Origin of the sequence: Achromobacter sp., from assembly GCF_036567245.1 — a bacterium.
Lineage (GTDB): Bacteria > Pseudomonadota > Gammaproteobacteria > Burkholderiales > Burkholderiaceae_B > Achromobacter.
Genome location: NZ_DATCUY010000119.1, coordinates 1 through 18465, shown reverse-complemented (window position 1 = coordinate 18465; position 18465 = coordinate 1). Strand labels below are relative to the sequence as shown.

Genomic DNA, 18465 nt, shown 5'->3' with positions numbered 1-18465 from the left:
CATGTGAGTCCCTATGGCTCGCGATTTCTGAATTCGGCATTACTGGCACACGTAGCTGACTTCACGTATCGGTGGAGGACGGTCGTCCTCGGGAAGGCTGTAAGACACGCTGCAGCTGTCGCGTGCGTCGCGACCCCAGACGATGCGCATGGTTCCGGACTGCTGTGCCCCCGTCACAAAGGCCTGACCGTCCGGCCCCACGATGCCGATCTCCTCGCCCGCCTCGTTGTCGATGCGCGCGCCGAACGGCACTACGCTGTTGTCCTTGCGGGTCAGCGTCATCATCAAGCGATAGCCCACCACTGTCTCAAACCCTGCCTGTATCACCGCGCCGCGGGTAGGCACCAGATTTACCGCCGCATTCTTGACTTCGACGGTGTCGCCCAGGTCCGCGGTGAGCATGGCCAGGCGGTTCGAACGGTAAGGGCTCAGGCTCGGCACGATGGCGTAGCCGCTGGCATCGGTGCTGACGCCGGGATGCGATTCGAAGCGCACATTTTCGGCCGACGGCGCGCGCACCAGCGCCACGGTTTCGCCCAGGGGTTGGCCGAGCGTTACGCCGCCGGCATGCACGACGATGCCGCCTGACAGGCCTGCATTGATCTGGTTGTAGTTGCGTCCTTGCGTCGCGCCCAGTTCGAAGCGACCTACCCTGGAAAGGTAGCTGGCGTTGCCGGTGCTGTTGGCGCCGTTCTGGTTGGAAGTGGCGGCCCTCAGGTTGTAGGTGAGCTGGTTGTCTTCGAGCGCGGAGCCGTAAACCATGGCTGCGTGACTGGTCTCGCCATTGTTGCCGGTGGTCAGGGAATAGCTGGCGCTGCTGCGCGAGGCGCCCAGCGGGATCGATAGCGACAGCATGATCTGGCGGTTTTTCGAAGTGTTGAGGCCGGTGTTCGTGTCGACCGTGACGTTGTAGCTGACCTGCCTGTAGGAGCCGGCGTATGTGACCTGAATCAGCCGCTCCTTCTGATTCGTCTGCCAGTACGACTGCTGGCGTGCCGTCGCGTAAATCGAACCCCATGAGCCCAGCGACTGGTTTACTTCAAACCGCAGTTCGTTACGGCGGCTGGGCATCCTGCCGCCCCGCTCGAAGTCGTCGATGCCGGTCGATTCGCGGAAGGTCCGGTAGCCGCTAGTGGAATAGCGATAACCGGCGAGGCTGAAGTTGGTTCCGGATTCTTCGAGGGATTTGGCATACAGGAAGCGTATGGATTGGCCCTGGGTTTTCAAGCGCTCGGTGGCGGTGCGCGCATGCGCCAGGTCCAGAGAGATCGCACCGAAACTGCGCAGGTTTTTGCCCACGCCCACCACACCGGATTGATAGATGCTGGCCGCGGTGACGCCGCCATACAACGAGAACTCGTGGCCCAGGCCGCGCGCCGCCGTTCCCTGAAGGAAGGTGGGCTCGCGTTCGTTGGAACCGTAGGCGTTGCGGTAGCGTCCGCCGGTGGCGCTGTAGCGCCAGGTGCCTTCGCGCAACAACGTGGGCACGGAGGCATAGGCCTGCACGTAGCGGTTTTGGCGGCCATCCGATTCCGTGATGGTGACTTCCAGGTCGCCGCCGGAGGAGGAGGGGTACAGGTCGTCCAGCACGAAGGCGCCGGGCGCGACATAGGCGTTGTAGACGATATAGCCGTTCTGCCTGACGGTGACGAGGGCGTTGGTCTGGGCGATGCCTCGTATGGTCGGCGCGTAGCCCTGCATGCTGTCCGGCAGCATGGCGTCGTCCGAAGTGACCTGCACGCCGCGGAACGGCACGCTGTCGAAAAAGTTGCCGGGCGTGTAGCCATCGCCGAGCAGCAATTGACCGTTGACCGAGCGCAAGTCGCGCTGCAGATTGGTTTCCAGCGACTGCCATTCTCCGCGTCCGTTGGCGCTGCGGTTGTAGTTGGAGGCGTGGCGCAGGCGCCAGTCGCCAAAGTTCAGGCCTCCGCGCAATCCGGCGTAGGCCGTGTAGGGCGATTCGGCGCCGCGGCTGGAGGAGTTTCCTCCGCCCTGGCGCGACATGTTGAGCTGATAATCCAGCAGAGCCGAGGTGATGCCCTTGTCCCAGCGTGACGGGTCGACCGAATCCCGCGCCGAGCGCTTGAGCGCGGCTTGCGGAATGCTCAGATGCAGCCGTTGCTTGCCGCCATCGAAGCCCACGGCCGCGTCTTGCACCAGAGCGGGCAGGTCCACGCAGGCGCCGTCCGCGCCAGCGGATTCGGGTAGCGCAGCCATGTTGACGCCCCAGGTTTCCAGTTGGCTACGGGTCAGACAGACCGAGGGCTGCTTCTGGCCTTCCTGGACCTCGACGAGGATCCTGTTCCTGCCCAGGGACTGGTCGTTGACGAACACGTCGGCCAGGTACTCGCCCGGCAGCACGCTATTGCCGAAACTGAAGATGGACAGGTCTGCCTGCGGCTGGTCTCCACCCGTGCCCAGGAATTCCTGATTGAAGACGGTGCCGGCCGGTTCGGCGGCCTGGCTTGAAAATGAGGCCAGACTCAGCAACAGCGATGCCAATGCCGCGGTAGGGGGCATGCGACCCTGCGATACGCCTATCATTGCGTGAGCTCCGGGCACTAACGGCTTGCGGCAGCCGCGACGGGCTCGGCCTTGACGTGCACCGGGACTTGCGCGCTGGGCACGCGGACCTTTTCCTCGGGGGTCTCGGCGCCGTAGTCGTTGATGGTCGTGAACACGACGTCCACGTCCCGGGGGGCGGACAGCCCGGACAAGGGGTACTCGAGCACGCCGCCAGGCGACACCATTCCGCCGTTGATTTCTTGCTGACCGCCGTTGATGGTCAACGTGGCGAAGGTGACGTGATAAGCGGACGGATTGGCGATCTTCAGCACTGCACCCCTGCCGCCGGAGGCGACAGCCCATTGCAGTTGCTGACGCTGTTCGCCCGGTTTGCCTGCCAGGCCCGCGGGCCGGTAGAACAGTTTGATGCGGGTGCGCACCGCAATCTGCAGCACGTTTTCGTCCTGGCTCTTTTCCGGGATCTCCTTGACGTTGAGCCAGAACACCGATTCGCGGTCGAGAGGCAGATTGCCGGCCAGGCGCAGTATGCGCAGCATGTTTTCCTGGCCCGGATCCAGCCGCGACAGCGGTGGGCTGGCCACGAACGGCGCCTTGGTATTACCTTCGCCGGCATCGATCCAGGCCTGCACCACGTAAGGGGACACGCCAGTGTTTTTGACCGGAATGGAGGACTCGCGGTCCTTCTCGTTGAAAATGACGCGGGTGCCTCCGACCAGCACGCCGGCTGCCGCATTGGCGTGAGCCAGCGTGGCCGCCAGGGCGAAGATCATGAAGGGCCGCGCCTTGAGGACGAACCGTTGCGCGATGTCTTTCAGCATGAGGGTCTCGATGTTTTGCTCGCAAGCCATCCGATTCCCGAGGAACCGCGTGCTGCGAGGAGGCTGGCGGCCAGCCCCTTTCTAGAGGGGCCGGCGGTCCGGCAAAGTGGCTTACTTGTAGTTCACCGTGAACTGCGCGGTGGCGTTGGCGGGGCCGACGGTGACAGTGTTGGCGGTCGAGACATAGACGGCGCCGAACTTCAGATTGTTGGTGCCGGCGCGCAGCGTGTAGTCGGGAGACTCCGCTCCCAGCTTGATTTTTTTCTGCGCGGCATCGCGCAGTTCGACGGCCACGCCGGTGGCGTAGCCAAGCTCACCGATGCCGATGGCCAGCGTGTCCGTGTTGATGGTGTCTGCCGTGCCGGTGAACGTCACGCTTGCGCCCTTGGCCGTGGCGCTGCAGTTGGCCAGCTGGAGTTCGAATTGCGCGGGTGTCGAGTATTTGCCGACGGCGCCGTCCAGGGTGGTCCTTGACACTTTTCCAAGCGGGACGACCAGGTTGGTCGCTTGGGGAGAGACGTCGCACGGCGCATCGACGATTTCGCCGATGAAATTGATGTGCCCGTCTTCGGCCAGGGCGGTTTGGGAAATAGCGGCTGCCGTGGCGATCAGGGCAAACTTGGCAATGGTGTTCTTGTTCATGGAAGTAAATATCCTGATAATCGATTGATAATCAAAAACGCCGTCTGAGGTTGTTGAAAACAGATGACGACCGACTGTAGAAATGCTGTCGATGGGTTTTCAGGAATTAACTTCCATGTGATCCGGTTGTTATCAACATTCAATTCGAATATTGATGAAAAGGCGCAGCCAGATAATCAATTCGTCTGCTCCTCAGAATCCTTCGTCCTGCATTTCGTCGGCAACCGAAAGTTAGAAGAATCAGGATTTGTGAAATGTAGGAATCCTCCCTTCTTGTTGTATGAAATTTCATATGAAAAAGATGCGTGGCAATTCTTGCTAAAAATTGCAGATCTTGTCCGAATGAGGTGGTTTGATTGGCGTTTTTTGGGCTTTTTTCTTCGTGATTTGAAAGCAACGGTTCGTGGGTTTTTGTGCAGTTGCCGGCGCGCGTAATGGCTTGACGGTATGCCTTCTGCGATAAAATCGCCGCTGCGCAGCGCGTATTGAATTCAGCCACAGGCCGACTACCGAACAATCACCAAAATGAAGCCGGAAGCTATTGCGAGCGCCATGCCGCGCAACGGTGTCGTCCGCACCCGGACGGCAGTTGCGGCGGCAGCGATTTTCATGGGTATATGCGCGCTCACCGCGCCGATGGTTGCTGCATCCTTGGAGCAGCGGCTGGCTTCTGCCGCGAGCCTGTCCTGGGCCTTGAACGGCGTCTTGTTTCTGGCCCTTTTGTTGACGGGGCTGGCCTTGAGGAACGCCGCAATAAAAGACCGCGATCCGCAGCGGTGCCTGGAGCAAGTCGGCCGCCTGATTGCCGCCGCGCCCGTGGATATCACCGTGCGGGACAAGTCGTTGCGCATGGTCGCGTCCAGCGCGGGCATGCAGCGCTTTGTCGATATCGTGGTCCAGAACGGATGGGTGAGGCCGGAATTCATCGATCTGGAATTCCTTTCCCGCGATGAGAAGGATCAGATTCCGATGCCGGCTAGCGTGGCCGCCGTGGTGCGCGAGTACCAGACCGCGGTGGCTACTGGCGCAGCGCGCTCCTATGACTTTAACCATGAGGTGGAAGCGGTCGGCATCAAGGCGCCATACGCGGGTCGGGTGACGCCGCTGCTCGGCGTGCACGGCGAAGTCATAGGCATGGTATCCGCGGGGATGTATTTCCTCGGCCATAGCCAGTCGCTGGACGACTCGGCCGCCGCGCGCGGCAGGGCAGAGCGCGTCAACGACACCAAGACCCGATTTCTCGCGGCGGTCAGCCGCGATGTGCGCAATCCCTTGAACGTCATGGCGGGACTGCTTGAGATGGCTACGTTCGATTCCTCCACACCCCGCCAATCGAAAGAGATGCTGGCAACCGTGCGCTCCTCCGCCCAGTCGCTGCTCCACCTGCTTCCGTCCATCGTCGATACCCACAGCATGGAGACGGGCGATCTCCAGTGCACGAACACAGTCATTTCCTTGCGCAGTGTCGCGGCGGACGTGGTCGCGCTGTTCGCACCCAGCGCCTACGAGAAAGGCATAGGCCTGACGCTGGAGGTGGCTCCGGAGGTTGCCGCCAGCCATTTGACGGATGCGCAAGGGGTGAATCAGTTGCTCAACAATTTCCTGTCCAACGCCATACGCCATACGACGCGCGGCGGGGTCCGGATACACCTGGACGGCGCGCCGGTGGAAGATGGCAGGCAATGGGTCACGCTATCCGTCATCGATACCGGCAGCGGTATCGAGCCGTACATACAGCAGAAGTTGTCGGAGTCCAGCTATGAGGCGGGACTGAGCGCTGCTCCCGATGGCGCCGGCCTGGGTTTGCACTATTGCCAGCAGATGGTGCACCGCATAGGGGGAACCATCCGTATCTCCAGCGTTGTTGGCGAGGGCACGCATGTCCATGTCCGCGTGCCGTTGGAGCTCGGCCCCGGTGAGTTGGGCGGCGTGACGCAGGAGCCCGCGCCCGGATTGGCGCAACGTCCGGTCACCGGACTGAGGACGCTGGTTGTCGAAAGCCAGGCCGGTAATCGCCTGCTGCTGAAAAGCCAGTTGGAATTCCTCGGCCATGACGTCCAGGTTGCGGAGCACGGTGCGCAGGGTCTGGCGCTGGCCAGGGAAAGCCGGTTCGACCTGGTTATTTGCGATGATGCGCTGCCAGACATGAACGAGGCCGGATTCACCCAGATGTTGCGTTCGATTGCAGGCGAACACGCCGTAGTTCCCGTGCTGGCCTACACGGGCGACGCGCGCACCGAGGATCGCGAGGCGGGCCTGCGGGCCGGCATGCACGAGGTATTGGTGAAGCCTGCCGGCCTGCGGGAGCTGGAACAGGCGCTGGCTTCATGCTTGCCGGCGGCATGCGCCCCAGTCGGGCTGGCGCGGGACGGAGCGGCATAGTGGCCTATCCCGAGGCCAACGCCATGCTCACGCTTTCCGTGTTCCTGAACATGGCGTTGGCGGCGGCGCTGGTCGCCGCGCTGGTCTGGATCGCCCTGCGCATCCGAGGCGTCAGTTCGCCGCGCGGCGAGTTGGTCGGACTGGCACGCTTGGCGGATACGCTGCCCGCCGCGCTTTTCATCCGGGATCTCGACCTCAACCTCGTGACATGCAATGACTCGCTCAATGCATACGCCGCCACGTGCCGTAGCGAGGGCTGGAGCCATCCTCTGCATGCCACGCTGGCGTCCTTGTCCGCGCCGGCTCCTGGAAGCGATCAGCCTGCCAATCTGGACGAGATCATCCGCGGCTATCGCCAGGTGCTGGCCAGCGGCGAAACGCTAGTGCGCGAGCATGCCTTCGAGCATGATTCCACGTCTGGGGTGGCCGCGTGGGCCGCGCCGTTGCGCGGCGCGGACGGCGTCGTCATTGGCCTGATCGGCGGCAGTGCGCGTTTTCGCGGATTCCCCGACATGCTGCGGCAAGTGTCCGAAACCCGGCTGGGCATGGAGAGGGCCAATTTGATGAAGTCGACGTATCTTGCGTTCATCAGCCATGAAATCCGCACTCCTTTGAATGCGATCATCGGCATGCTCGAGCTGATCCTGGACCGTGGCGGCCTGTCCGGCGACACGCGCGAGAAGCTTGCGGTGTCGCGCCAGTCGGCCCAATCGCTGTTGTCCCTGATCAGCGGTCTGATCGACATATCCAAGCTGGAGACTGGCCATTTCCAGCTGCGGCGCAAGAACGTCGACCTGCGCGCGCTGGTGGCCGACACAGTGGCGCCGTTCCGGGCTGTCGCCGAGGCGAAGGGCCTGCAGCTATCGCTGGACATTACGGGTGACCTCGCGGAGCGCCATTTTTCGGATCCGATTCGTCTCAAGCAACTGCTGGACAACCTGTTGTCCAATGCGGTCCGCTTTACGGATCACGGCCGTATCGATGTTGCGCTGAGCGCCGGGCGGGCGACGGAGGAGATCCAGTGGATCACGCTTTGCGTGGCGGACACGGGCCCCGGGATCGCCACGGACGTTCAGGCCAGGCTGGCAGCGCCGCACTTTGAGCCTGCGCTCAGGGAACAGGGCGCTGGCATCGGATTGGGGCTGTCCATATGTAGCGAGCTCGCGCGCTTGATGGGCGGGTCCATGGAAGTTTCCAGCGGGGCTGGGCAGGGCTCCAGGATATCGGTGCAGTTGCCGTTGGCGCTGCCGCCTTCCGAACACGCTGCGGTGGCGGCCGCTCCGGCGCCCACGGCGACCGACGCCGACGGCCTGCGCATACTCGTTATCGACGATCATGAAGCCAACCGGCTGCTGCTCAAGCATCAGCTGCGGATGTTGAAGCACTCCGCGCATTTCGCGCAGAACGGCGCGGCCGGCCTGGCACTGGCGGAGCGGCTCGAGTTCGATCTGATCATCTGCGACTGCGTCATGCCCGTCATGGATGGCGCTGCGTTTACCGGCGCCCTGAGGGCGGGCGGCGGCCTGAATGCGGCGACGCCGGTGCTGGGCTATACCGCGAGCGAACTTGAACTTGATCTGGCTTCGGGTGCGCGGACCAGCATGAACGCCGTGCTGATCAAGCCTGTGGATCTGCAGACGCTGCAATCCTTCATCCTCGCTCATGGCAGGCGACCGCCGGCCGGCGGGACTACGATCCACTGAAGGAGGACGAGATGTCGACTGTCTTGATTGTTGATGATCATCCTGCGTTTCGTCTGGTCCTGAGGACGCAGATTGCACTGTTGCCCAGCGCAAGCCGGATACTAGAGGCCGACAACGGGGTCGACACGCTGGCGCTGGCCAAAAGCGAGCGCCCGGATTTGATCGTGCTTGATCTGGACATGCCCAAAATGGGCGGCCTGGAAGCCATTTCTAGAATCCTTGCAGTCAACCCGGAATTGCGGATACTGGTGGTGTCGGCGCATGATCCTTCGGTATTTGCGTCGCGCGTGGCGGAATTGGGCGCCTGTGGCTACGCCAGCAAGCGTCTGGAAATCAAGGAACTGGTTCGCTGCATCGAATCCGTGCTGGCGGGCTATAGCGTATTTCCGAATTCGGCCAAGGCGGCCAGCAACGCGGACGTGGTGGACTCTTATCAGAAAAGACTGGACCTGCTCTCCAATAAGGAAATGGTCGTCACCCAGATGCTGGCGCAGGGATTGAGCAACAAGGAAATCGGCGACGCGCTTTTCATCAGCAATAAAACGGTGAGCACGCACAAGACCAGGATAATGAACAAATTGCAGATTGGCTCTCTGGTTGAATTGGTCGATTTCGCAAGAAAGTCGAAAATTTCAATGTAAAAAACTCAATACGGCGTTCTTTCGCGTGAACAATCCATCGGCTTCGGCCATTCATCCCGAGCAGGAAGCCCCGCAGGCGCAGGTAGTGGCGGTGTTGCGCGGCGAATTGCTTGCCAAGGTCGGCAACGACCCGGATATCGCCGCGGAGCTTTCTCAGAGCTTGGATCTGAACCACAGGGAAGACGTCGATGCCTTGCTGCTGGCGATCGAGCAAGGACGGTGGGCGGAGGTCAAGCGCAATGCGCATCGAATCCTGAACACCGCGCAATTGCTGGGCTGTGACGCCTTGGTTGAGCTTTGCCTGCGCGTTGAGGGGATGCTTGCCAGGGACGGCGGCCAAGCGCGGGAGGAACTATTGGCGGATTATGTGTCGGTTGTCCAAAACTTGAGTGCAATCCTGGAACGCGTGAGGCGCACATTCTGAATCATCCTACATTTTTCGTTCCCAAAGCGCCGTAGAGTGGCGGCATGTAATTTCGCCCCAAGCCCACCAGGAATGAAGTATGAAACGCGCCATAGCGCAAAGCCAGCAGCTTGGCGACGGTGAAGTCATGTTGATGGCACGGCGCGGCGACGGCTTGAGCGTCGTGCTGCAGCCGCAGTTCAATCTGCTGAGCGGCGAAATGGTTGCCGCGGAATGCCTGGCCCGTTGGAATCACCCCGTCAGGGGTGAGATCGGACCGGCCGAATTCGTTCCCGCCGTTCATCGCCTGGGCGTGGATCTGCCCTTTTTCGAACAGATATGCCGCTTGGCCGTCGCCGCCTCGGGCGCGCTGAGCGCGCAGGGAATCGACGTGCCCCTGGCGATCAACGCCTCGGCCTCGACCCTGTCCAGCCATGGCGCGATCGATGCCCTGGTTCGCCATGCGGACGCGGCGCACATCCCGTTGACGCGGTTCCGGATCGAGTTGACTGAAGACCAGCCTGTCACCCGCCTGGAGCCGTTGCGCAAGTCGCTGAAGAAATTCGCGAAGGCTGGCTGCCAGGTCAGCATGGATGATTTTGGAACCGGCTACGCCTCCTTGCAGCTCTTGAACGCGCTGCCCATCGCCGAATTGAAGATCGACGGCCGCTTCGTACGCCGCATCCGGCGCGACCGGAAAGCGCGCGAAATCACGCGCCTGTCAGTGCTGCTGGGGGAGCGGCTCGGCCTGCGCGTGATTGCCGAGGGCATCGAAAGCGCGCCGGACATCGCCCTGCTCCAGTCGATGGGGTGCAGCCATGGGCAGGGCTATGTGCTTTCCCCGCCCATCCTGCTTTCCGAGTTTCTCGAAAGCCGCAAGCGGTAGCGGCGCCAGGGCCAGATTCCTGGGAAAATACCCATTTCCAGGGATATGCGGTTTCACCCGGCTGAGACATAGTTCAGGCTGGGCAATTCCGCCCGCTCTCATCCGATGACCGCCCACATGCTTGCTTCCGAGTCGACCCTGCCTGCCCCGGTGCTGCTGGTGGAGGACGAACCCCTGATCTGCCGCCGGCTGGAAGGCCTGCTGCTGCAGCTCGGCTATGCCCCCGAGGCGCTGGTGTTCGCCGCCACGCTGGCGCAGGCGCGCGAGCGGCTCGCCAGCCAGCCGTTCGCGCTGGCGCTGGTCGACCTGGGCTTGCCCGACGGCAACGGCACGGAGCTGATCGCCGAGATGCACGCGGAGGATCCCACCCTGGCGATCCTGGTGATTTCGGCATGGAGCACGGAAGACGCAATCCTTGCCGCGTTGCGCGCGGGCGCCACGGGCTATGTGCTCAAGGAGCGCGACGACCTGGAGGTGTCTCTGTCCATCCGCAGCGTGCTGCGCGGCGGGGCGCCGATCGATCCCTTTGTGGCCCGGCGCATCATCGAAGAGCTGCGTCCCAGGCGGGCCGGGCCGTCCGAGGCGGCGGCAGGCGAGCCGGTCGAGTCCGCCGATCCGGGCGAAACCCTGAGCCCGCGCGAAAGCCAGATCCTGCGCCTGGTCTCCGAGGGGCTGGGCAACCGCGAGATCGCCGAGGAACTGCACCTGTCGCGCTATACCGTCGAATGCCACGTCAAGCACATCTACCGCAAGCTCGCCGTTTCTTCGCGGACGCGGGCCATACACGCGGCGCGCACGCGCGGCTTGCTCGATTGAAGTGGCTGGCCGTCCTGTGGTTGGCGCTTTGGCTGGCGCCGGTATGGGCCCAGGAGCCCGCTGGCGCCTGCACGGCGCAGGTGTTGTCGATACAGATCGCCAAGGGCGGCGACGACGGCCGCCGGCCCGATTCGGCACAGTGGCAGACGGTCGAGCTGCCCGATGACTGGAGCGCCCGCTGGCCGGGATACAGCGGCACGGCCTGGTATCGGATCGGCTGGCGGAGCGATTGCCCCGGCGGGGCTGCCGGGCAGGTGGCGTTGGCGCTGGAATCAATCATCATGGCGGGCGAGGTCTACATCAATGAGGAACGCATCTGGAGCGATCAGCATCTGAGCGAACCGCTGTCGCGTAGCTGGAACATGCCGCGCTACTGGCTGATTCCCGACGCGCTGGTGCATCCTGGCGAAAACACGCTGTGGGTCCGGGTGGTCGGCGTGGCAGGGCAGTCGCCGGGCCTGGGGCCGGTCTATCTGGGCGGACAATCGTCGGTATTGCAACAGTACGAAGACCTGTGGTGGAGCAATCGCACCCTGTTCACGCTCAACCTGATCGTTTCGGCCGTCATGGGCGGACTGTGCTTTTGCATCTGGCTCATGCGCCGCGAGCAGCGCATCTATGGCTGGTACGCGCTCATGGCCTTGTTCTGGGTGCTGTTCATCGCCAATGTGCTGATGACCAGCCCCTGGCCGTTCCCGAACAGCATGATGCTGGCCCGCGCCAACATTGTGGTCCTGGTGCTGTACGTGGTGTGTTTTTGCATCTTCACGTGGCGCTTCGGCGGCCAGTCGTTGCCGCGCACCGAAAAGGCGTTGTGGACGCTGGCCGCGGTGCTGCTGGCGCTTGAGGTCTTCACGCCGCAAGCCCATCTGGCCGAGGTGCAGTTGGCGGTCGTGCTGATCGTGTCGGCAATTTTTTTCGCCAATTGCCTGCAGTTCCAAGTGCATGCGTGGCGAACCCGCCGGCCGGAACACGGCATGCTGGCGGTGTGCCTGCTGATCTTTCTTGCCGCCAGCGTCCACGATCTGCTGCGGCTGTTGAAGCTCTCCGACAGCCAGAGTACATACACGCCGTTCACCAGCGTCGTGGTCACGCTGTGCATGTCCGCGGTGCTGGGGTTGCGCCATGCGCGCAGTGTGCGCCGCATCGAGCGTTTCAACCAGGAGCTGGCCGATGGTATCGAGCAGGCGCGCACCGAACTTGCCACGACGCTGGAACGCGAGCACGGCCTGGCGCTGGCGAACGCCCGGCTGCAGGATAGGCTGCAGATTGCGCACGATCTGCACGACGGTCTGGGTGGCTCCCTGGTCCGCATGATGGCCATGGTGGAGCAGGCCAATGAACCCTTGCAGAGCCAGCAATTTCTGTCGATGCTCAAGCTGCTGCGCGATGACCTGCGCCAGACCATAGACAGCGGTTCCAGCGCGGGCGTCAAGGTGCCGGCCACGCCGCGGGAATGGATCGCGCCCTTGCGCCACCGCTTCATGCAGCTGTTCGATGAGCTGGACATCAGCGCCAACTGGCGGGTGCCCGAATTATGGCGTACGCCGCCCAGCGCCCTGCAATGCATGGCGCTGACGCGGCTGGTGGAGGAGTCGCTGGTGAATATGCTCAAGCACAGCCGTGCCCGCCGCGTGGAACTGGAGCTGCGGCAGTCTGAATCCGACATCCTGGAGCTGCGCATCGAGGATGACGGCGTCGGTTTTGACGTGGCCGCAGTGCTGCGGGCCGGCATCAGCGTGGGCATGCGCAGCATGCACACCCGTATCGCCAGGGTAGGGGGCGCGCTCGACGTGGCGTCGCGTCCGGGACAGACCGTGCTGACCGCCACGCTGGAGCTGCGCGCGTCTCAGGCTTGAGGCGCGTCTATTTGGCGGTGTTTTCGTCGTCCACCGTCAGTCCGCCGCTTTTCATGATGCTCTGGGCGATCTCTTCGGCGGATTTGCCGCCAAAGCCGTGTTCGCCCGCGGTGATGCGGAAGCTGTCGCCTTCCAGCGGACTCTGCAGCGTGGCGGAGGACAGCAGCACGCCGCCCGAACGCAGCTGGATGCGCTTGCCCACGCGGTTTCGCGTGAAGTCGGCCAGGGCCTGGCGGCTTTCAGGCTTGAGTTCGACGTCCACCGTCCTGGCGGAGGTTTGCGGGTCGGCCCCGGCGGTGGCCCGCGCCACCTGCAGCACGACGGTTTCGGCGTAGGTCGCGCAAGGCAGCAGCGCGGCAAGCACGGCTGCGCGGGCGAGTTGTCTCATTGATGGCATGGCAAGCTCCTTCTGATGGACAGCCCCTCCATCCTAGCCCATGTCGCGCCAGCGCCCGGCCGCGCGGTCTAATATTGCGCCTCGGCTCCGGACAGAGCCGCCACCAAGGAGAGCTTCATGGCAGTGCGCGGAATCTGGTTGTTATCTGGCTTGTTGCTGGCGGGCGTCGCCCATGCGGGATCGGCGCCGGCGGAGCTGCGCTGTGTCTCGGACAGCGGCAAGGTCGCGCTGGAAGGCTCGATTCCGTCGCCGTCTTCGGAGGAGCTGGATTTGAAGCTGCGTTATGCCGACGGCGGCCTGTCGTTCAATTCGAGCAAGAACGACAGTTACCTGGCGGAAGACTTCCCGCAGTCGGTGTTCACCCTGGTGGTGACGGGCAAGGACGTGCCGTTGACGCTGTACGCCCTGCCGTCCAGCGTCGCGGTAACGAAGCGCGAGAACGGCGATGTCGCCGGCAAGTTCCTGGCCAAGCTGACGTCCGCGCGGCCGCGCTCGGCGTCGGGTGTGCAGGCGGATACCCCGCTGAAGGCCACGCTGAACTGCGAATACCGGTATTCGCTGTAGCTGGACGTTCCGTCTGGCCGGGCGGCCCCTTGTTCCGATGACAGGCCATCGGAACAAGGGGCTTTTTACCGTCTGAAGCCAGCGGATGCACGGCGATGGCTGCGTGCTGAAAGCAGTTTCCGTAGCTGGAGTGTTGTTATTACGCCGCTTTGGCGGCTGCCCTGGCCGCTAGATTCCATGAAAATGACATTTTTCTGAATAAAAGCTGACTGTTTGTTGAATGTAAAAATAGGAATGAATATCATTGGCGATCTTATAAAACCAAGAGCGCGCATAGCGCATCCGCCGCGGGGCGGTTCCTGAAAGAGTCCAATGAGCAAAGCAGATAGATCTACGGCCCATGCCAAGGCCGGTGGTAACCCTTCGGCCTCCATTTATGCGGCGGTGTGCGGCGCGCTGATGTCGCCGGGCCTGGCCTTGGCCCAGGGCAGTCTGGCGCCCGGCGCCGTGCAGGAGCTGTCGCCCGTCCACGTGCAGGGACAGGCGGTCAGCGACGGCTACGAGGCCAACATCGCCTCCTCTCCCAAGATGACGGCGCCCCTGCTGGACACGCCGCGGTCGGTCACCGTGATCACCGAACAACTGATGCGCGACCGGGCGGCTACCTCGCTGATGGATGTGCTGCGCACTGCGCCGGGCATTACCTTTGGCGCCGGCGAAGGCGGCACGCCCACCGGCGACCGGCCTTTCGTGCGTGGCTATGAGGCCAGCACCGACATGATGGTCGACGGTATGCGCGACCTGGGACGTTTCTCGCACGAGACCTTCAATCTGGAGTCGGTCGAGATCCTGAAGGGGCCGAGCTCCGCATATTCGGGCCGCGGGTCGACCGGCGGCAGCATCAACCTGGTCAGCAAGAGCCCCAAGCTTGAGAACTTCGCGGAAGGCACTGTCGGCGTGGGCACCGATGACAACTGGCGCCTGACGGGCGACGGCAATTGGGCCTTGGGCGAAAGCTCGGCGTTCCGCCTGAACTTCATGAAGCAGGGCGGAGACATCCCGGGCCGCGACCACGTCGAAACCGACCGCTGGGGCGTGGCGCCTTCGTTCTCCTGGGGCCTGGGCACGCCGACGCAAGTGACGCTCAGCTACTACCACCTGCAGAACGACGACACGCCTGACCTGGGCATTCCGTTCAAGAACGAATCGCGCCCCGACCGCGTCACACCGCCCAAGGTGGACCGCAACAACTATTACGGTTTGATCGGCCGCGACTACCGCAAGAACCAGGCCGACATGACCACCCTGATGGTCGAGCACAAGTTCAGCGACAAGCTGAAGCTGCGCAATGGCACGCGCTACAGCGAATCCACCAACGAATACGTGATGACGCGTCCGTCGTTCGACAATTGCGCGGCGCGCGTGGGCAGCCGGCCCAACCCCGCCTATGGCGTGGCGCCTTGCTCGAACGAGGCGGACGGCGTGAAGATGAGCAAGGCCTTGCGCAGCCTGAACCAGACCAACCGGTCCTTCGTGAACCAGACCGACATGTTTGGCGAATTCACCGCTGGCGGGTTGCGCCACAGCTATGTGGCCGGCCTGGAGTTCAGCACGGAAACCATCAGCAAGCGCGACGGCGTGTCGTCGGGCGGCTTCGACAGGACCCTGCAGGACGACCTGTACAACCCGAATCCCAGCCAGCCGTATACGGGCAGCCTGGGTTGGGGCCCGCGCTATGACGCGGCCAAGACCCTCACGCGCGCGGCCTACGTGTTCGACACGGTCAAGTTCAGCGAGCAGTGGGAAGCCAACGCCGGCCTGCGCTATGACAACTACCGCGTGACCAGCGGCAACGTCGAGCGCACCGACAATATGTGGAACTACCAGCTGGGCCTGGTCTACAAGCCGGCGCCCAACGGCAGCATCTACGTGTCCTACGGCACCTCGTCCAACCCCTCCGGCGAAACCGCGGGTCAGTCCGGCGGCGCGGATGGCGCGGCAGGCGGCCGCTTGACCGCGGGCACCGCGGCGCTGGCGCCCGAGAAGAGCCGCAGCATCGAGCTGGGCACCAAGTGGGACGTGTTCGACGAGCGCCTGTCGCTGACGGCGGCGGTGTTCGAAACCCGCAAGACCGATGCGCGTAGCTCCGATCCCATCACCGGCGACGTGACCTTGTCCGGCAGCAACCGCGTGCGCGGCATCGAGCTGGGCGTGGCGGGTTCCATCACGCCCAAGTGGCAGGTCTGGGGCGGCTACAGCTACATGGATCCGAAGGTCACCAGCTACCAGAGCGGCGGCAGCGACTTCAGCGGCAATCAGATGAAGTTCATCGCCCGCCAGAGCGCCAGTCTGTGGACGACCTACAAGTTCCTGCCCGAGCTGACGGTCGGCGCTGGCGCCACCTACACTGGCAAGCGCTACGTGGATGACGCCAACATTTACCAGCTGCCGTCCTACTGGCGCTACGACGCGATGGCGGCCTATCAGTTCAACAAGAACTTCGGCCTGCAACTGAACCTGAACAATCTGACCGACGAGACCATCTACGAGGCCTCGCACGTGGGTCTGTTCAGCTACGTCGCGCCGGGCCGTTCGGCGATGCTGACCGCCACGTTCCGGTACAACTGACGCGGCTGGCGCCAGCCCCGCGCTTGCGGGGCTGGCGCTCCGGACTCACGCATCAGTCGATGCGCGCGCCCGAGATCTTGACGGCCTCGGCCCATTTCGTGATTTCCTTCTGCACGAAAGCCTGGAACTGTTCAGGCGTGGACGGCGTGAACTCGCTGCCGGAGGCCACGATCTTTTCCTTGGTCTTCGGATCGGCCATGACCTCGCGCATGTCCGCCGAGATTTTCTCCACCAGCGGCTTGGGCGTTCCCTTGGGGGCGAAGAAGCCCGACCAGGGCGGCGCGGCATAGCCGGGGAAGCCCTGTTCGGCCACCGTCGGGTAGTCGGGCGCGCTGGCAAAGCGTTCGCCCGTGGTCAGCGCCACGATCTTCAGCTTGCCGCTCTTGGCATACGCCTGGACGGCGGGCAGGCCCGTGATGCCCACCTGGATCTGGCCGCCCAGCAGGTCGGTCACCATCGGCGAGCTGCCGCGGTAAGGAATGTGCGCGATCTCGAACTTGCCCTGATTCTTGATCAGTTCCATGCCCAGGTGCGACGCCGTGCCGTTGCCGTCCGAGCCATACGAGTAATGCGCGTCGGGTTTCTTCAGCAGGGCGATCAGTTCCTGCAGATTATTGGCCGGCACGTCGTTGTTGACGATGATGGCGTTGGGATACAGCGTGGCCTGCGTGATGGCCTCGAAATCCTTGACCGGGTCATAGCGCATATTCTTGTAGAGCGAGGTGTTGATGCCGTGCGACCCTGTCACGCCCAGCACCAGGGTGTAGCCGTCGGGCGCGGCGCGGGCCACGTATTCCGAACCGACGTTGCCGCCCGCGCCAGGCTTGTTTTCCACCACGACCGGCTGCCCCCACTTCTTGGAGAGTCCTTCGGCCACCAGGCGCGCGGTGATGTCGGTGGCGCCGCCCGCCGGGAAGGGTACGACGATGGTGACTGCGCGCGTGGGGAAATTGTCCGTGCCCTGCGCAAAGGCGGGCGCGGCGGCCAGCCCGATGGCGCCGGCGAGCAGCGCCAGCATGGTGCGGCGGGTGGTTGGCCGCGAGTGCGTTGCGGAGGTAGTCGAATACTTCATGGTTCAAGCCCCTTGTAGTGTGATGTAAGCCTTGCGTGAAGTGGGTGGCGGCGATCGCGCTATAGCGCGGTGTATCCGCCGTCCGCGCGTATGTCCGTGCCCGTGATGAACGAGGCGGCATCGCTGATCAGGAAAACTGCCGTTTGCGCGATTTCTTCGGTGGTGCCGAGGCGTCCGGCGGGATACTTGGCCGACAACGCGGCGCCGGCGGCTTGCGCGCTGCCGTAGCGCGCGACCAGGCGGCTGGTGAGCACCGCGCCCGGAGAAAGGCTCAGGCCGCGGATGCCGTCGGCCGCATGGTCCACCGCGATGGCGCGTGCCAATGCGATCAGGCCGGCCTTGCTGGCGCCATAGGCGCCGCGGCCTGGCGCGGCCACGCTGCCCAGCTGCGACGCGATATTCAGCACCACGCCGCCGCCGGCCCGCGCCATGTGAGGGATGGCGTACTTGCTCATCAGCCATGCGCCGGTCAGGTTCACGTCCAGCGCCTGTCGCCATTGTTCCGGCGTCAAGTCCGCGACCTTGTTGCCCGGCGTGACGGTGGCGGCGTTGTTCACCAGGGCGTGGATGGCGCCCCAGTGCGCGGCGGCATGTTCGACGGCTGCGCGGGTGGCGTCTGCGTCGGTCACGTCGCAGACGCGCGTCAGCACGCGGGCATCCGGCGCGTCCAGAGTCTGGCGGCATTGCGCGAGCAGTTCCGGATCCCGATCCAGCAGGGCCACGCGAGCGCCGGCAAGCAGGCAGTGCGCGGCAATCGCCTGGCCCAGTCCGCCGGCCGCGCCGGTCAGGATCACGCTCTTGCCGTCGAGTGCGGGTGTGGCTGTCGTCGTCATAGCGGCATCGTTCCCAGCGAGGCGCCGCCGCAGACATAGAGCGTCTGTCCGGTGATGGCGCCGGCCTGCTCGCCCAGGAAGAAGGCGATGGCCGCGGCGACTTCGCGCGCTTCGATCAGGCGCCCCAGCGGCAGATCCACCTGTGGCGGCGCGCCGCGCTGCGGGTCGTGCAGCATCGGGGTATCGACCGCGCCGGGCGCGATCACGTTGACGGTAATGCCGCGGACGATGAGTTCGGCGGCCAGGCTGCGTGCCAGGCCTATCTGCGCGGACTTGGTCGCGGCGTAGGCCAGGCGGTGGGCGCGGCCCAGCACGGCGCGGCTGGATACCAGTGCGATGCGGCCGCGGCCGTCCG

17 protein-coding genes are annotated in these 18465 nt (G+C 63.9%); 9 read left to right on the top strand and 8 right to left on the bottom strand.

The genetic code is table 11. The annotated features are described in order from the left end of the window. Positions 1-39: 39 nt before the first annotated feature. From VIR09_RS05360 to VIR09_RS05345, 4 genes are all read right to left on the bottom strand, one after another. A complete protein-coding gene (locus tag VIR09_RS05360; RefSeq protein ID WP_332011937.1) occupies positions 40-2520 on the bottom strand; it encodes a fimbria/pilus outer membrane usher protein in 2481 nt (826 codons plus the stop codon). 41 nt (positions 2521-2561) lie between these two features. Continuing rightward, entirely contained in the window at positions 2562-3344 is a 783-nt protein-coding gene (locus VIR09_RS05355; RefSeq protein WP_332011936.1) for a molecular chaperone, read from the bottom strand. A 111-nt stretch (positions 3345-3455) separates the two neighbouring features. After that, positions 3456-3986 (bottom strand): fimbrial protein, encoded by a 531-nt coding sequence (locus tag VIR09_RS05350; RefSeq protein ID WP_332011935.1) that lies wholly within the window; start codon positions 3984-3986, stop codon positions 3456-3458. Positions 3987-4125: 139 nt separating this feature from the next. After that, entirely contained in the window at positions 4126-4485 is a 360-nt protein-coding gene (locus VIR09_RS05345; RefSeq protein WP_332011934.1) for a hypothetical protein, read from the bottom strand. Between the two features lie 26 nt (positions 4486-4511). Here VIR09_RS05345 and VIR09_RS05340 point away from each other — a divergent pair, with 26 nt between their 5' ends. From VIR09_RS05340 to VIR09_RS05310, 7 genes are all read left to right on the top strand, one after another. Beyond that, a complete protein-coding gene (locus VIR09_RS05340) occupies positions 4512-6368 on the top strand; it encodes an ATP-binding protein (RefSeq protein WP_332011933.1) in 1857 nt (618 codons plus the stop codon). Then, entirely contained in the window at positions 6314-8071 is a 1758-nt protein-coding gene (locus VIR09_RS05335; RefSeq protein ID WP_332011932.1) for an ATP-binding response regulator, read from the top strand. The genes VIR09_RS05340 and VIR09_RS05335 overlap by 55 nt, the downstream gene beginning before the upstream one ends. An 11-nt stretch (positions 8072-8082) precedes the next feature. Continuing rightward, entirely contained in the window at positions 8083-8712 is a 630-nt protein-coding gene (locus VIR09_RS05330; protein ID WP_332011931.1) for a response regulator transcription factor, read from the top strand. Positions 8713-8737: 25 nt separating this feature from the next. Next, positions 8738-9136 (top strand): Hpt domain-containing protein, encoded by a 399-nt coding sequence (locus tag VIR09_RS05325; RefSeq protein WP_332011930.1) that lies wholly within the window; start codon positions 8738-8740, stop codon positions 9134-9136. A 79-nt stretch (positions 9137-9215) separates the two neighbouring features. Then, complete coding sequence (locus VIR09_RS05320; RefSeq protein WP_332011929.1) at positions 9216-10001, top strand: EAL domain-containing protein; 786 nt, start codon at positions 9216-9218, stop codon at positions 9999-10001. A 105-nt stretch (positions 10002-10106) separates the two neighbouring features. Further along, positions 10107-10817 carry a response regulator transcription factor gene (locus tag VIR09_RS05315; protein WP_332011928.1) on the top strand — a complete coding sequence of 237 codons (711 nt, stop codon included), beginning with the start codon at positions 10107-10109 and terminating at the stop codon, positions 10815-10817. Further along, positions 10814-12676 carry a sensor histidine kinase gene (locus VIR09_RS05310; RefSeq protein WP_332011927.1) on the top strand — a complete coding sequence of 621 codons (1863 nt, stop codon included), beginning with the start codon at positions 10814-10816 and terminating at the stop codon, positions 12674-12676. Before VIR09_RS05315 ends, VIR09_RS05310 begins: the two co-directional genes overlap by 4 nt. Before the next feature lie 7 nt (positions 12677-12683). Here the strand turns inward: VIR09_RS05310 and VIR09_RS05305 are convergent, their stop codons facing one another. After that, positions 12684-13073 (bottom strand): SecDF P1 head subdomain-containing protein, encoded by a 390-nt coding sequence (locus VIR09_RS05305; protein ID WP_332011926.1) that lies wholly within the window; start codon positions 13071-13073, stop codon positions 12684-12686. Positions 13074-13190: 117 nt separating this feature from the next. On the opposite strand from VIR09_RS05305, the gene VIR09_RS05300 reads away from it, so the two are divergent. Both VIR09_RS05300 and VIR09_RS05295 read left to right on the top strand, forming a co-directional pair. Beyond that, entirely contained in the window at positions 13191-13637 is a 447-nt protein-coding gene (locus VIR09_RS05300) for a hypothetical protein (RefSeq protein ID WP_207467895.1), read from the top strand. A gap of 312 nt (positions 13638-13949) precedes the next feature. After that, entirely contained in the window at positions 13950-16205 is a 2256-nt protein-coding gene (locus tag VIR09_RS05295; RefSeq protein ID WP_332011925.1) for a TonB-dependent siderophore receptor, read from the top strand. Between the two features lie 52 nt (positions 16206-16257). On the opposite strand, the gene VIR09_RS05290 is transcribed toward VIR09_RS05295, so the two are convergent. From VIR09_RS05290 to VIR09_RS05280, 3 genes are all read right to left on the bottom strand, one after another. Further along, a complete protein-coding gene (locus VIR09_RS05290; RefSeq protein ID WP_332011924.1) occupies positions 16258-17277 on the bottom strand; it encodes a tripartite tricarboxylate transporter substrate binding protein in 1020 nt (339 codons plus the stop codon). Positions 17278-17336: 59 nt separating this feature from the next. Further along, positions 17337-18110: an SDR family oxidoreductase gene (locus VIR09_RS05285; protein WP_332011923.1), complete on the bottom strand. Its 774-nt coding sequence runs from the start codon at positions 18108-18110 to the stop codon at positions 17337-17339. Beyond that, positions 18107-18465: SDR family oxidoreductase (locus tag VIR09_RS05280; RefSeq protein ID WP_332011922.1), on the bottom strand; the 359-nt coding region annotated here is incomplete at its 5' end. The genes VIR09_RS05280 and VIR09_RS05285, both read right to left, overlap by 4 nt.

What these genes read in the sequence shown, in the direction of transcription:
- VIR09_RS05350 (WP_332011935.1), bottom strand. Translation starts at nt 3,986, where the DNA reads ATGAACAAGAACACCATTGCCAAGTTTGCCCTGATCGCCACGGCAGCC.
- VIR09_RS05300 (WP_207467895.1), top strand. Translation starts at nt 13,191, where the DNA reads ATGGCAGTGCGCGGAATCTGGTTGTTATCTGGCTTGTTGCTGGCGGGC.
- VIR09_RS05315 (WP_332011928.1), top strand. Translation starts at nt 10,107, where the DNA reads ATGACCGCCCACATGCTTGCTTCCGAGTCGACCCTGCCTGCCCCGGTG.
- VIR09_RS05330 (WP_332011931.1), top strand. Translation starts at nt 8,083, where the DNA reads ATGTCGACTGTCTTGATTGTTGATGATCATCCTGCGTTTCGTCTGGTC.
- VIR09_RS05285 (WP_332011923.1), bottom strand. Translation starts at nt 18,110, where the DNA reads ATGACGACGACAGCCACACCCGCACTCGACGGCAAGAGCGTGATCCTG.
- VIR09_RS05360 (WP_332011937.1), bottom strand. Translation starts at nt 2,520, where the DNA reads ATGCCCCCTACCGCGGCATTGGCATCGCTGTTGCTGAGTCTGGCCTCA.
- VIR09_RS05320 (WP_332011929.1), top strand. Translation starts at nt 9,216, where the DNA reads ATGAAACGCGCCATAGCGCAAAGCCAGCAGCTTGGCGACGGTGAAGTC.
- VIR09_RS05355 (WP_332011936.1), bottom strand. Translation starts at nt 3,344, where the DNA reads ATGCTGAAAGACATCGCGCAACGGTTCGTCCTCAAGGCGCGGCCCTTC.
- VIR09_RS05295 (WP_332011925.1), top strand. Translation starts at nt 13,950, where the DNA reads ATGAGCAAAGCAGATAGATCTACGGCCCATGCCAAGGCCGGTGGTAAC.
- VIR09_RS05340 (WP_332011933.1), top strand. Translation starts at nt 4,512, where the DNA reads ATGAAGCCGGAAGCTATTGCGAGCGCCATGCCGCGCAACGGTGTCGTC.
- VIR09_RS05335 (WP_332011932.1), top strand. Translation starts at nt 6,314, where the DNA reads ATGCTTGCCGGCGGCATGCGCCCCAGTCGGGCTGGCGCGGGACGGAGC.
- VIR09_RS05290 (WP_332011924.1), bottom strand. Translation starts at nt 17,277, where the DNA reads ATGAAGTATTCGACTACCTCCGCAACGCACTCGCGGCCAACCACCCGC.
- VIR09_RS05305 (WP_332011926.1), bottom strand. Translation starts at nt 13,073, where the DNA reads ATGCCATCAATGAGACAACTCGCCCGCGCAGCCGTGCTTGCCGCGCTG.